Source organism: Variovorax xiamenensis (genome assembly GCF_050916385.1).
Lineage (GTDB): Bacteria > Pseudomonadota > Gammaproteobacteria > Burkholderiales > Burkholderiaceae_C > Variovorax.
Map to the genome: position 1 here is coordinate 1,199,432 of NZ_CP139038.1, position 12,491 is coordinate 1,211,922.

Here is a 12,491-nt window from a genome sequence, read left to right on the forward strand (position 1 = left end):
TACTACGCGAGCACTTTGCGATCGAGCCGATTGCCTTCGCTGTCAGTCTGAGAACCCCGATACAGGAGTCCGACTCCTCTCAAAGAAGTGAACACCAGAACCAAGGCTCAAAAAATCGGCGCGCGGGGGCACAAATGGCTCTTCGCGCACGTGGAGGAACATCCCCACTGGCTGTCGCGAGATCTGGGGGAGGATTTCGGCATCGACGCGGAGTTTGAGCTCACGGAAAACGGACTGCGTGGAGATATCTTGAAGGTGCAGATCAAGACGTCGGAGAGGGTGGAATGCAGTGATGCAGGTGTGAAGTTCATCATCGAACGGCGGTACTTCGAGTATGCAGATGCGTGCCGCATTCCGGTGATATTCATACGAGTCGATCTTGAGACTCGCCAAGCTTGGTATCTTTGGCTTCAGGATTGGCTTCTACAACAGCGTGCATCTGACAACTCGCTGATGGAAGATCAGCAGTCTTGGGTAATTTGGGTGCCACAGCGCCAGACACTGCATGCAGGTCTATCGGGCGACCTTAAGGCTATTGCCCGCTGGGAGGGGAAGGCACAGCTTGCGTTGAGTTTGATGGGAACAATGCGAGCCGCAGCGGCAATCAACGATTATTCGACGATGCGGTTGCTCGCAGATGCAATCGTCGGCAGTTCGGACGGGCTGGGGCAAGCTGGTCTGAACGCTCTGATTGACCAAGCTGTCAGTCTCGGAGAGCGTTTGCGGGGAAGTCTTGAAGGCAATGTGGTGTCTGCGCAGCTCCTCGAGATGGTGCGACGTATAGGCGGACTGGTCACGGCTCCTACGATTGATCGGATAGTTTTGCGGGGCGATTCTTACTCTCGAATCGGACTCACTGCCCTCGGGATTTTGTACGACGAGCATTTCGCGCATATCACATCACTTGCATTGCCCATGAGGTTCATGAACATCGAACCTCGAGTTGCCTACTACTGTGCGTTCCGAGAGGCATACCCCGGCCAAAAGTCAGTCGACCCCTCTGTCGATCCTTCTGGTTTTTACTTTGCTGGCCTGCAATATCTTCGACCGGAAATGTATTGGGATAAGTACGCGAATCGAGGTCCATCGGCCCTCCTAGATTATTTGGTGCCCCTTACAAACTCTGAGTTGGGATGATGGCGCGAGACAAGGTAGAAACTCTGAAGAAAGCTTCCATTCATCATTCGCGGGAACATCGTTGAGCTTTAAGGCCACGATCTTGTCGATATACTGCGCCCGTCGCGCTAGGTGGTGCGACCGGGTTTGGAAGCCTGATGAAGCCCCTGCGAATCTTGGAGTCCATTTCATGGCTGAATCCGCTCGCACCCGCGCGCAATCTCGCAATCCTTCCGCTTCTATCAACCCCGCGTCATTTGATCTCGACGACCTCGCCCTGCAAGCCTGCGACGACGCCGAAAACCTCAACGACGTGATGCGCGCCTACGCCGCGCTCAGGAAGCTTGTCGACACCAGCGCCCTGAACGACAGCGAGGAACTCACCCCCAGCCGCACCGAGCTGAGCGCCTTGCTCGGTGTGCTCAACGACGCGCTGACGGTGCGCATCGACGCCATCAACCTCGCGGCCGGCGCGGTGCGCGAAGCGCTGCAAGGGCGCGAGCCGGGCCTCGCCTGAGGCGGCGGCGAAGGGGCGGTCAATCGACGAGTCAGCCCCACCACGCTGCCTTCGAGACAGATTGACCTCAGCCGCAAGACCATGACGCATGATGGCGGGCCACCCCGATAACCCCCAGTCATGCAACGAACCTTGATGCGCGCATTGGCGCTGTGCTGCGCTTGCGCCGCCTTGATGGTGGCGGGCGCATGCACCTCGACGCCCGAGAAGCCGCCCGCCGCCGCGGATGCGGCCACCTATCCGGCCGCTTCGTGGCAAGCCATTCCCGCATCGTCCCTGAGCGATGCGTGTCGGCGCGACCTCGATGCGGCGCGCGACTACCTGCATACGCTGGACTCCACCGCCCTCATGGCTGTCCAGGACGGCCGCGTGCTGTTCAGCTACGGCCCCGTGCAGACGGTCAGCATCGTGTTCTCCGCGCGCAAGAGCGTGTTGTCGATGATGTACGGCAAGTACGTGGCGAGCGGCACGATCGATCTCGACCGCTCTCTCGCCGACCTGGGCATCGACGACATCGGCGGCCTGCTGCCGGTCGAGCGCCAGGCGCGCGTGCGCGACCTGCTTTCGGCGCGCTCCGGTGTCTATCACGCGGCAGCCAACGGGGGCGACGATGCGTCCGCCGCACCGCCACGCGGGTCACAGAAGCCCGGAAGCTACTTCCTCTACAACAACTGGGACTTCAACGCGGCCGGCACGGTGTTCGAGCAGCTGACCGGACGCAGCATCTACCGGACGTTCGCGGACGACCTCGCGACACCCCTTGCGCTCGAAGACTTCGATCTGGCCCGCCACAAGCGAAGCGGAAATGCCAGGCTGTCGCAGCACCTGGCCTACCCCTTCTTCCTGTCCACTCGCGACATGGCGCGGCTGGGCTACCTGATGCTGAAAGAGGGCAACTGGCGCGGGCAGCAACTGATTCCGGCCGACTGGGTCAGGCAGATGACGCAGCAGCGAACGCCCTCCACGGACATGCATCCGCCGCACACGGCTCGCCGGGGCTTCGGGTATGGCTACCTCTGGTGGCTGCTGGAAGAGCCTCCGGACTCGCCGCTGAGCGGCGCCTACATGGCCTGGGGCGTCCATGGCCAGTACATCCTCGTGATTCCGAAACGGCAGATGGTGGTTGCGCACAAGCGCGAGGTGCCGGTGGCGGGCAACTGGAATGTGAGCTGGGTCGCGCCGAAGGACTTTCTGCGCGCGGTCCGCATGATTGCGGATGCTCCTTGTCGCTGAGTGAGGCTGAGTAAGGGCTGAGGCGCCGGGCGTCTCGAATCACGGTGAAGCTTGGATGTGCACGGGCCCTTCGAAGTCGTTCCCCGGTGCGGCACCGGCGGGTGTGGCCGCTAAGCGCCGTGGATCGCCAGCATGACCCAGAAGGTCACCCACAGTGCGCCTGCTCCAAGCAGATACATCCCCAGCAGAAAAGCGGCCAGATAGCCGATTCGTTGCCAGATTCGAGGGGCGCTCGGAACGAAGCGCCAATAGATCCAGGCCGCCCATACAAAAAGGATCGCGGCAGTGATCGGAACGATGTTCTCGAAGAGTGGTTGGAATTTGCGCTGGTCCAGCGCCCCCACAGCCACGAACATGGCCGGCATCGCGAGGAACCACGCCAGGACGTTGAGAAGAAGACGTGCCCAGACCTTGATCATCGGATTGTTTTTCCCTTGAAGAAATGCTCCGGCGCTGATGTTTCCCGGCTCGGAGCCTGATGCGGAGGCATTGAGATTGAGGGCACGCAGCCTGGGCTGCTTCAAACGCACAACGTTCACCGCTGCTTGGGTGACGCTGAGGGGCCTTCAATTCCCTTGCAGCATGAAAGCGTCCTGGCGCACGTCTACCGCTTGAAACCGGGAATCGGGACTGGGTTGCAGTCCGGCAGCTTCAGGCCTTCGACGTCCGGGTAGAGCTGGAGTGAGGCGAAATCGTTACTGTCACCCAGGCCATTCACGGGTGACCTATATCCACGAGCGACGGTGGTAATCGGAGGCTCGGTTTTCAACAGCATGCGAAGCGCTCTCGCCGCATTGGCTGCACGCTGCTCAGCCAACGCCTTTGCCTCGTGGGGCGCCGCACCGGATGCCCCGACCTCTATCGAGGCGCGCACGTACATGGAAAAGTTTGCATAAGAGCGATCTAGCCATTTGACAAGCTTGATGACCTGCGATCGATCCAGTGCCGTTGAGTTGCCCTCGAAGCTCAGCTGGGTCTGCGTGATGTAGCTGCATGCTGATGCTTCTCCCGCTGCAAGTGCCCAGATTAGGGCGAGGAGTCGGCTTTTCATTGTCGGGGGGGCTGTGGCTTGTAAAGAGGGTCTCCCGATTGGCAAGGGCATTCATGCGGACAGGCCGGTAGAAAACTGACATCCACCCTGACGCCTTCGCTTTTCTCGAGCTGCTTCAGATATGCGGAAACAGGCGCTTCGACATAGCTTCGTTTCGGAAGCTCGATCTTCGCTGGAGCGATCTTCAGCGTCTCTTGAAAAACGCGAGAGATGTTGTGTGCACGATCCATTCCCAGACGGTCAGGGGTTTGTTCACCAGGCTCAGTAGAAGCGGTGACGTAGAAGGTTTGGTGGTTTGGATAGCGCCGGCGAAGGTCAGTCACCCAGTCCGCCAGTCTCAAGACTTGATACGCGGAGACATCCGAAGAGTTGCGCTCGAAATACACCCCTCTGACCTTGATCGGTGAGCATGCATGCGAAGACAGGGGCGCCATCACGGCGAGGATTGCCATCAGGACGGACAGAGCTGCGTTGTGACTTTTCATACGATTCCGAGGACGTAGGAGGTGATGCTGTCTGCGTTCGCCAGCAGAGCGGCGTGGTTCTCGCTTCTGACGTTTTTTCTTGATTCGGTTGCTCCGTACCACGTGTCGTTCGAGCTGAAGGTGTCATCGAAGTGCGTGACTTCATGGATCAAAAAAATGAGTCTTGAGGGGCCGTTGGTGGATTCGCCGGTGTCGAAGTTGAATGTATGGTCTCTGTACCCGCAAAAGGGAAGAGCGATTGCGATGGTGTGCGTGCCGACATCCGACTTGCAGGCAGCACCATCGGTCCCCAGTGCGCTTCCCATGACACAGGTCGCCAGCTTTCCACCTTCAATGAAGCGCACAAAGTTCTTTGGCTCCAGGCCTTTGAGAACGCGAACGCAGGCGGCCAATCCTTTCTGGAGATATTCACGCGTGTCCTGGTCGGCGATGGCGAACCATGCTTCCACATGTGCCTGCGCCTTTTTATCCCAGCGCTCGAGTTCGGGCAGCCGCTTCTTTGTGATGTAGTCGACCGCCATATCGCGCAGGTTCATTGCCAAGACTGCGAACTCCTTGTTCGTCATGTTTGGGCAAATGTTCTCGGTTTGTTCGGCCTCGGGCGGATGTGTGACGTTGTCATCCACTGTTTTCTTGAAGGCAGCCATCTCGGGACTCGAGAGCGTGGCCGCTGTCGAAGTCAGCGGGAACACGCCAATTGAATGCGCGGCGTCATCGTCGCAATCCGCTGATTGCTGTAACACCGACAGCAGCGGCTGCGGCCTCGGGCAGTGGCACACCACCACGTCTCCCTCTAGCGCCATCTCCGATATGAACAACGGCCGCCGCGGCCCTCCCGCCTTGGCGATGATGCCGACGCTGTTGCATCCTTCGCAGTAGGCCCTGCCACCGATCAGCGCGGGTCGATGGCCGAAGAAATCGACCATCGGGCCATCGTAGGGCAGCACCCTCCCGCCAGCGGCCGGTGGATCACCGACCAAGACAACTCTGCGCATCATCCTGAAACCTCCCTTGTTGATTCGGGGAGTTGTAGAAGGATGCGCGTGTTGACACTGTGGACCAACGTCAACCGGCTACAGATTTTTCACGCTGGCTGGAGTTTTCGATTTCGAAGATGCGCTGCAGGCTGGCGCGGTTCGATCCTTTCCTTGGAGCAGTTCGCTTTCGAGCTGGCTCGGATCGTCAAGCAGTCGATCTGCCTGGCTGCCCCATGTCACGATCTTTCATCTCCCCCAGCAACCACTCCCGAAACGCCACGACCCGCGCGTCCTCGCTGCTCCCCTGCGGACACACCAGGTAGTACGCATACGGCTGCGCCATGCGCACGCCGATGTCGAACAGCCGCACCAGCCGCCCCTGCGCCAGGTCGCCCGCGATCATGTCCAGGTCGGCCAGCCCCACGGCGCCGCTTTCGAGCACGGCCTGCACCACGAAGCTCGAATCGGTAAAGCCCACGAGGCGGCTGTCGTCGATGTCGTTGCCGTCCACGCCGGCCGCGGCCATCCACATGCGCCAGTCGGGCCAGGTCATGGTGTCGGTCTTCCAATCGACATGGCAGAGCGTGAGGTTGTTGCGCAGCAGGTCGCGCGGCTCGTTCAGCGGCGGTCCGGTCTCGATGAGCCTGGGGCTGCACACGGGCACGATGAGGGTGTCGAACAGCCGGTCGGCGCGCGCGCCTTCGTAGCTACCGGTGCCGAAGCGGATGGCAATGTCGATGTCGTCGGCCTCGAAGTCGCGCAGCTCGTCGGTGATGTCGAAGCTCAGCTCCAGCCCCGGGTGGGCGGCCCTGAACTTCGGCAGCCTCGGCAGCAGCCAGTTGGTGGCAAAGCGCGCGCTGAGCGACACGCGCAGGTGCGCCGCGCTGCGCGTGAGCTTGCGCGCGCGGCCGGCGGCGCGGTGCAGGCTGTCGAGCGCATCGGCGGTGGCCTCGAACATCACGGCGCCGGCGGGCGTGAGCTGGATGCTGCGGCTGGTGCGCGTGAAGAGCACCACGCCGAGCTGGTCTTCGATTTCCTTGATCTGGTAGCTCACGGCCGCGGGCGTGAGCCCCACCTCGTCGGCCGCGCGCGTGAAGTTCAGGTGCCGCGCGGCCGCCTCGAAGGTGCGCAGGGCGCGCGTGCCGGGGAGCATGCGGCTGTTGCCGTTGCTGCTATTGGTGCTGCTGCTGTTGTTCGTCATCGGCGTGGATGCCATCGATCTTCAAGCTCCGTTTGACGGTTCGTTGAGAACTACTCGTTTCTCATCGCGGGGCGGGCGCGGGACGATCGGGCCAATCAAGAAACCATGGATTGATTGGAGCAATCGGATGTCTGCCAGCCTGAACCCGTGCGACGCGCGCCCTGACGATGAGGGCGCTGCTGTTGTTGATGTTGTCGGTGTCGCCGCGACGGAGAGAAACAAGGACCCCCTGCATTGGCCCGCGCGCATGTGGATCGCGCTGCTGATCTTCAGCGGCGTGATTCTGCTCGATGGGCTCGACATCTCGATGATCGCGGTGGCAATCCCCGAGATCCAGCATGCCTTCGGCATCGGCGCGGCCACCGCGCAGTGGCTGGTCAGCGCGTACATCCTGGCCTTCGGCGGTTTTCTGCTGCTGGGCGGGCGCTGCGCCGACCTGTTCGGCCGTAGGCGCGTGCTGGTGGCGGGGCTGGCGGTGTTCGCGCTGGTGTCGGTGGGCGGCGCCTTCGCCACCGATGCGGGGCTGCTGATCGTCTCGCGTTTCGTCAAAGGCATGGCGGCGGGCTTCACCGGGCCGGCCGCGATGTCGCTGCTGACCACCACCTTTGCCGAAGGGCCGGCGCGCAACAAGGCCTTCGGCATCTTCAACCTGTTCGAGGCCTCGGGGTACTCGTCGGGCCTGCTCATCGGCGGGCTGCTGGCGGCGCTGAACTGGCGCTACATCTTCGTGCTGCCGATTCCGGTCGCCGTGCTGCTGTTGCTGGCCGCGCTGCGCTACCTGCCGCCCGATGCGCCGCGTGTGAAAGGAGCGCAGCGGCCGCGACTCGACATCGGCGGCGCCGTCACGCTGGTGGCGGGCATGCTGCTGATGGTGTTCACCGTGGTGTCGGTGGAAGAGGCGGGCTGGTCGTCGCCGCGCACCCTCATCGGCTTCGCGGTGGCCGCGGCGCTGCTGGTGGCCTTCGTCGTCATCGAACGCACGGTGAAAGAGCCGCTGGTGCGGCTGGGCATCTTCCGCAACCGCGCACTGGTGGCCGCCAACATCAGCGCCGCGCTGCTGTACGGTGGCGCGATGGGCTTCCAGTTCCTGATCGCGCTGTACCTGCAGAACATCCAGGGCTGGAAGCCGTGGCAGATGGCGCTGGTGCTGCTGCCGGCGGGGCTGATGGTGGTGGTGATCGGTCCGAAGATCGGCGCGCTCATCAGCCGCTTCGGCGTGACGCGCGTGCTGATGGTCGGCCTGCTGGCCTTCGTGCCGTGCTACCTGCTGATGCTGCGCATCGGGCCCGAGCCGGATCTGTGGGGCGTGCTGCTGCCGGCTTCGGTGCTGTGGGGCCTGGGGTTCGCGCTGAGCATCTCGGCGCTGATGGTGGCGGGGACGAACGGCGTGGCCGACGATGAGCAGGGGCTGGCGGCTGGGTTGTTGAACAGTTCGCTGCAGGTGGGGGGGGCTTGCGGGTTGGCGGTGTTGACTGCGGCGATTGGGCCTGGGACGGAGTTGGGGATGCTTTATGCGGGAGTGTGGGTGGTGTTGGGGTTTGCTGTTCTGACGTTGGCGGCGCAAGCGATACGGGTCAAGCGGTGACGTATCCATGGCGCCCGTGCTATGCGCCATGGATCGCCATCATGATCCAGAAGGTCACCCACATCGTGCCCGCACCCAGCAGATACAGCCCCATCAGGAGAATGGCCAGATAGCCGATTCGCCGCCAGATGCGAGGGGTGCTCCGAATGGAGCACCGGTAGAGAACGGTGCGCCTATGGTTGTTCATCTCTTCGTTGCGGCGGAATCAATGGTGTGTGGGGAGGCGCCTATCTGACATGAACATTCATGCGGACAGGCAGGAAGAAAGTCGAGCTGCACGGCCCTGACACCTTGGCTCCTCTCCAACTCCTTGAGATACGCGGACGCAGGCTTTTTGACATAGCCTCGCTCCGGCAGATAAATCTTCGCTCCATCGAACAGCAGGTTTTCCCGGAGAACGCGCGCAACATTGCGTGCCCGCTCCATTGCGAGGTTGCTCGGAGACTGTTCGCCAGGCTCGGCGGAGGCGCTGATGTCGATGGATTCATGGTTCGGATATCTCGCATGCAGGTCGGCCATCCAATTAGCCAGCCTCGACACCTGTGCCGCGGATACCGTCGCTGAGCCGCGATCGAAGTACACGCCAATGACCTTCATCGGACTGCATGCGTGGGCGGGAGGCGCGGCAACCAACACCAAGAGGATTGCAGTCACGCGCCAAAAGGCCGGGCGATATCTTTTCATGGGACGCCAAGTATGTAGGCCACGATGCTGTCTGCATTTGAAAGGAGGGCAGCGTGGTTTTCGCTTCTCACGCGTCGCCTTGAGTTTGCTGTCCCGTTCCAGGTGTCATTCGATCCGAAGGTGTCGTTGAAGTGGGTCACTTCGTGGATCAGGATCACGAGCTGCGAGTTGGCATCCATGACTACGCCGGTGTCGAAGTTGACCACGTTGTCTTCGTAGTAACAGAAGGGGAGGGCGATCGCAATGGTGTGCGTGCTTGTGTCCGATGGACATGCTGCAGCATCCGTCCCGAAAGCGCTGCCCATGACGCAGGTGGCCAGCTTGCCGCCCGCAATGAAGCGGACGAAATTCTTGGGCTCAAGAGATTTCAGCACTCGCACGCATTCGACCAAGCCTTTCTGCAGATGCTCCCGGGTGCGTTGATCGGCTACGGCGAACCACGCTTTGACATGAGCCTGCGCCTGTTCGTCCCAGCGCTCCAGTTCGGGCAAGCGTTTCTTCGTGATGTAGTCGACCGCCATGTCGCACAGCCTCATTGCCAGCGTTGCAAATTCCTTGTTTGTCATGTTCGGGCAGATGTTCTCGGTCTGCTCGGCTTCCGGTGGATGCGTGACGTGGTCGTCGACGGTCTTCTTGAAGGCTGCCATCTCCGGAGTTTTTGCTTCGGCCGTCATCAGGGGTAGCGCAGACTGGTTCGGCGTGACGCCGCTTGCATGCCAGTCTTCATCGTCATATTCCGCAGAGTGCTGCAGCACGGACAGCAGAGGCTGTGGCGCCGGGCAATGGCACACCACGACGTCCCCCTCCAGCGCTATCTCCGATATGAACTGTGGGCGCCGTGGCCCTCCTGCCTTCGCGATGATGCCAACGCTGTTGCATCCTTCGCAGTAGGCCCTGCCGCCGATCAGTGCGGGGCGATGCCCAAAGAAATCGACCATCGGGCCATCGTAGGGCAGCACCCTCCCACCGGGGGGCGGCGGATCGCCGACCACTAGAACTTTGCGCATCATCCGGAAACCTCCCTGTTGTGTCTGGGAGTTGTAGAAGGAAGCGCGTGTTGACACGGTTGCCCAATGTCAACCGGCTAGAAATCCTTCACGCAGCTCTTGGTTTTCGCGTTCTGGAACAACGCAGCGTGCGCCAAAGAGGGCCAAAAGCACTGCAAGCTACGTCGTTTTAAGAGTCATCCATGCGATTCGAACTGCCGATCTCTTTGTTGCTCATCGGCATGTTGGCGGCGAGCCCTGCCCATCCATGCTCTCGTGCATTTGCCATTGACCTCGACTTTGCAGCTGGTTCCGCTGCTCTCGAGAAGACAGAGATCCTGAAATTGGTGCGCTGGCTCGACAGGTGGCGAAAGGAGTTTCCGCGATTGGAGGGGGCCAGAGTCGATGGGATCGCTCCTGCGAACGCCGAGGGCGCAAAGGCGCTTGCGCATCGCAGGGCCTTGGCAACGGAACGTGCGCTCCGGATGCTTCTGGACGAGGTGCCGATTCACGTCACATCTCATCTCGGTTCGTCTTCATCGACGTTCAAAGGCGGGAACTACGCGGCGATCGACCTTGTTCCCTTTCAATCTGATCTTCCTGATTGCAGCCCGGCCCCGATCCCGGGATTCAAGCGATGAAAGCGCGAAGTCAACGCCCCAAGCGACCAGGGAGGTTTGGATTGCAGGGGGCTTCAGGTTTCGCATTCGACCCGCGCCTTACCCCCACGGCAAAAAGGTGAAATCACCCCCGCCACATCCAACCCCGTCTCCGGTGCGTAAACGCCCCAGCAGCGAGGAGCTGCTGCCGTCCGTCTACCCATCTACAACCAGGAGAACCCTCATGCACACCACCCGTCTCATCGCCGCGCTCGGCGTCGTCCCGGCAGCTGCCGTGCTTGTCACCGCATGCGGCTCGATGTCTTCAGGCTCCATGGCCCCAGCATTCAACCAGTCGAGCCTGCCGCCGACGATCCAGGTGCCGGCGGGCAACAAGGTCGCCATGGAAACCGTGGGCAAGGGCGACATCACCTACGAATGCCGCGACAAGGCCAATGCGCCCGGCCAGACCGAATGGGTGTTCGTCGGCCCCGACGCCAAGCTGTGGGACCGCGGCGGCAAGCAGGTCGGCAAGTACTACGGCCCGCCGGCCACCTGGGAGTCGAACGATGGCTCGAAGCTCACGGCCACGCAGTTGGCGGTGGCGCCTTCGGGTCCGACGAGCCTGCCGTTCCAGCTCGTCAAGGCGAATCCGGCGGTGGGCACCGGTGCGATGACGGGCGTGACGTACATCCAGCGCGTGGCATTGCAGGGTGGTGTGGCGCCGGCGAACGTGCCGTGCACGCCGGCCACCAAGGGCCAGAAACAGGTCGTGCAGTACCAGGCCGACTACATCTTCTGGAAGGCGTCCTGAGCGCAGGGGGCGGTCAGGCCTGCGTGGCGCCGGTCTTCCTGCTGGCGGCCACGGCCGAAGCAACACCGATCGCCCCCACCAGCAGGCACACCGCAAAGATCACCCCGCGCGTCTGCGTCGCATCCGCGAACGCGCCGACGATCAGCCCAGCCAGCGGCTGCGTCAGGTTGTTCAGCAGCACGATCACGCCGGTGGTCTTGCCGTAGTCCTGCGCCGGAATGATCCGCTGGCGGTGGATGCGGATGTAGATGCTGAACATCTTGTCGAAGCCGATCACCAGCAGGAAGCCGGCCGCATAGCCCCAGTGGCTGGTGCTCGCGGCGGTGAGCAGGCCGCCGGCCAGTATCAACGCGTAGGCGGTGACACCCATGCGCTTGAGCGGGATCGACCCGCGGATGATCGCCAGCAGGATCGCGATGGTGGCGACGGCCCCGAGCGTCTGCAGCCCGGCGTAATAAGTGGCCGAGCGCTGGTGCAGGCCGGTAACCATCGCGGCGGCGGATGCCAGGGTGGTGCCGAGCATCAGGTTGACGCCGGAGGTGAGCATGGTCAGGCGCAGCAGCCCCGGCAGGCGCAGCACGTGGCCGAGGGCAGTGATGATGGGCTGCAGGAAGTGGCCCGGCGCGCCCTGCGGTTCGTGCAGCCGCATGGAGTTGCCGCGGCGCCAATACGAGGTGGCGACGTCGGCCAGCAGGAAGAAACCTGCGGCCGCGCCGACCACCGCCTGCCACGGCCACAGCGCGAACAGGGCGGCGGCCACCAGCGGGCCGAGCACGGTGCCGGTCTGTTCGGCGGTCTGCGCATAGGCCAGCACCTTGTCGAAGCCGTGCTGCGTGGCGATCTGCGGCAGCATCACTTCGCGGGCCATCACGCCCTGGGTGGTGAGCACGCCGCACACCGCCGAGAGGCCCACCAGCCAGCCGATGCCGCCCATGGCTTCGTTGGCCAGCACGCCGAGCACGCAGACCAGCGCGCGAAGAATCTGGCTGCCGCGCAGCAGCTTCAGCGGCGACACGCGGTCGCACAGCGCGCCGCAGACGGGAAACGACAGAAAGCGCGGCAGCGTCTCGGCAGCGAAGGCGTAGCCGGACCACGCCACGTCCTGCGTCACCTGGAACACCACCAGCGGCACCAGGAACAGCAGGATCTGGTCGGCGAGCCTGGAGAGGAACAGCGAGAAAAGAAAGGCCGGGAACTTCATCGCGCCGTCATGTCCCGCGCAGACCCCGAGGGGAGAAGGGTG

Annotated in this window: 14 protein-coding genes; 6 read left to right on the forward strand and 8 right to left on the reverse strand. The window is 62.4% G+C overall.

Translation table 11 applies throughout. The features are described from left to right. The first annotated feature begins 87 nt into the window (after positions 1–87). The 3 genes from SFB74_RS05160 to SFB74_RS05170 all read left to right on the forward strand — a co-directional run bounded on the left by SFB74_RS05160 (position 88) and on the right by SFB74_RS05170 (position 2,866). Entirely contained in the window at positions 88–1,137 is a 1,050-nt protein-coding gene (locus SFB74_RS05160; RefSeq protein WP_432729695.1) for a DUF4365 domain-containing protein, read from the forward strand. A 169-nt stretch (positions 1,138–1,306) separates the two neighbouring features. Next, a complete protein-coding gene (locus SFB74_RS05165) occupies positions 1,307–1,633 on the forward strand; it encodes a hypothetical protein (RefSeq protein WP_432729696.1) in 327 nt (108 codons plus the stop codon). A 120-nt stretch (positions 1,634–1,753) separates the two neighbouring features. Next, on the forward strand, positions 1,754–2,866 hold the full coding sequence (locus SFB74_RS05170; RefSeq protein WP_432729697.1) for a serine hydrolase domain-containing protein: 1,113 nt from the start codon (positions 1,754–1,756) through the stop codon (positions 2,864–2,866). A gap of 110 nt (positions 2,867–2,976) precedes the next feature. On the opposite strand, the gene SFB74_RS05175 is transcribed toward SFB74_RS05170, so the two are convergent. From SFB74_RS05175 to SFB74_RS05195, 5 genes are all read right to left on the reverse strand, one after another. Beyond that, positions 2,977–3,405, reverse strand: coding sequence for a hypothetical protein (locus SFB74_RS05175; protein WP_432729698.1), 429 nt, complete (start codon positions 3,403–3,405; stop codon positions 2,977–2,979). A 65-nt stretch (positions 3,406–3,470) separates the two neighbouring features. Then, positions 3,471–3,917: a hypothetical protein gene (locus SFB74_RS05180; protein ID WP_432729699.1), complete on the reverse strand. Its 447-nt coding sequence runs from the start codon at positions 3,915–3,917 to the stop codon at positions 3,471–3,473. Beyond that, positions 3,914–4,369: a hypothetical protein gene (locus SFB74_RS05185; protein ID WP_432729700.1), complete on the reverse strand. Its 456-nt coding sequence runs from the start codon at positions 4,367–4,369 to the stop codon at positions 3,914–3,916. Before SFB74_RS05185 ends, SFB74_RS05180 begins: the two co-directional genes overlap by 4 nt. Before the next feature lie 29 nt (positions 4,370–4,398). Continuing rightward, complete coding sequence (locus SFB74_RS05190) at positions 4,399–5,400, reverse strand: M35 family metallo-endopeptidase (protein ID WP_432729701.1); 1,002 nt, start codon at positions 5,398–5,400, stop codon at positions 4,399–4,401. A 184-nt stretch (positions 5,401–5,584) separates the two neighbouring features. Beyond that, positions 5,585–6,580, reverse strand: a complete 996-nt coding sequence (locus SFB74_RS05195; RefSeq protein WP_432729703.1) for a LysR substrate-binding domain-containing protein — start codon at positions 6,578–6,580, stop codon at positions 5,585–5,587. Between SFB74_RS05195 and SFB74_RS05200 the strand changes: the two genes are divergently transcribed. Continuing rightward, on the forward strand, positions 6,540–8,165 hold the full coding sequence (locus SFB74_RS05200) for an MFS transporter (RefSeq protein WP_432729704.1): 1,626 nt from the start codon (positions 6,540–6,542) through the stop codon (positions 8,163–8,165). The genes SFB74_RS05195 and SFB74_RS05200 overlap by 41 nt on opposite strands. Before the next feature lie 183 nt (positions 8,166–8,348). Here SFB74_RS05200 and SFB74_RS05205 read toward each other — a convergent pair whose 3' ends face one another. Both SFB74_RS05205 and SFB74_RS05210 read right to left on the reverse strand, forming a co-directional pair. Then, the gene (locus tag SFB74_RS05205) at positions 8,349–8,849 is read right to left on the reverse strand and encodes a hypothetical protein (RefSeq protein ID WP_432729705.1); all 501 of its coding nucleotides are present in this window, start codon (positions 8,847–8,849) and stop codon (positions 8,349–8,351) included. Further along, positions 8,846–9,859: a M35 family metallo-endopeptidase gene (locus SFB74_RS05210; RefSeq protein ID WP_432729706.1), complete on the reverse strand. Its 1,014-nt coding sequence runs from the start codon at positions 9,857–9,859 to the stop codon at positions 8,846–8,848. Before SFB74_RS05210 ends, SFB74_RS05205 begins: the two co-directional genes overlap by 4 nt. Before the next feature lie 179 nt (positions 9,860–10,038). On the opposite strand from SFB74_RS05210, the gene SFB74_RS05215 reads away from it, so the two are divergent. Continuing rightward, positions 10,039–10,476, forward strand: a complete 438-nt coding sequence (locus tag SFB74_RS05215) for a hypothetical protein (RefSeq protein WP_432729708.1) — start codon at positions 10,039–10,041, stop codon at positions 10,474–10,476. 202 nt (positions 10,477–10,678) lie between these two features. Further along, positions 10,679–11,248, forward strand: a complete 570-nt coding sequence (locus tag SFB74_RS05220) for a DUF3455 domain-containing protein (protein WP_093197004.1) — start codon at positions 10,679–10,681, stop codon at positions 11,246–11,248. Positions 11,249–11,261: 13 nt separating this feature from the next. Here SFB74_RS05220 and SFB74_RS05225 read toward each other — a convergent pair whose 3' ends face one another. After that, complete coding sequence (locus tag SFB74_RS05225) at positions 11,262–12,449, reverse strand: MFS transporter (protein WP_432729709.1); 1,188 nt, start codon at positions 12,447–12,449, stop codon at positions 11,262–11,264. Positions 12,450–12,491 lie beyond the last annotated feature (42 nt).

What these genes read in the sequence shown, in the direction of transcription:
- SFB74_RS05180 (WP_432729699.1), bottom strand. Translation starts at nt 3,917, where the DNA reads ATGAAAAGCCGACTCCTCGCCCTAATCTGGGCACTTGCAGCGGGAGAA.
- SFB74_RS05205 (WP_432729705.1), bottom strand. Translation starts at nt 8,849, where the DNA reads ATGAAAAGATATCGCCCGGCCTTTTGGCGCGTGACTGCAATCCTCTTG.
- SFB74_RS05185 (WP_432729700.1), bottom strand. Translation starts at nt 4,369, where the DNA reads ATGGCAATCCTCGCCGTGATGGCGCCCCTGTCTTCGCATGCATGCTCA.
- SFB74_RS05220 (WP_093197004.1), top strand. Translation starts at nt 10,679, where the DNA reads ATGCACACCACCCGTCTCATCGCCGCGCTCGGCGTCGTCCCGGCAGCT.
- SFB74_RS05215 (WP_432729708.1), top strand. Translation starts at nt 10,039, where the DNA reads ATGCGATTCGAACTGCCGATCTCTTTGTTGCTCATCGGCATGTTGGCG.
- SFB74_RS05210 (WP_432729706.1), bottom strand. Translation starts at nt 9,859, where the DNA reads ATGATGCGCAAAGTTCTAGTGGTCGGCGATCCGCCGCCCCCCGGTGGG.
- SFB74_RS05225 (WP_432729709.1), bottom strand. Translation starts at nt 12,449, where the DNA reads ATGAAGTTCCCGGCCTTTCTTTTCTCGCTGTTCCTCTCCAGGCTCGCC.
- SFB74_RS05190 (WP_432729701.1), bottom strand. Translation starts at nt 5,400, where the DNA reads ATGATGCGCAGAGTTGTCTTGGTCGGTGATCCACCGGCCGCTGGCGGG.
- SFB74_RS05165 (WP_432729696.1), top strand. Translation starts at nt 1,307, where the DNA reads ATGGCTGAATCCGCTCGCACCCGCGCGCAATCTCGCAATCCTTCCGCT.
- SFB74_RS05195 (WP_432729703.1), bottom strand. Translation starts at nt 6,580, where the DNA reads ATGACGAACAACAGCAGCAGCACCAATAGCAGCAACGGCAACAGCCGC.
- SFB74_RS05170 (WP_432729697.1), top strand. Translation starts at nt 1,754, where the DNA reads ATGCAACGAACCTTGATGCGCGCATTGGCGCTGTGCTGCGCTTGCGCC.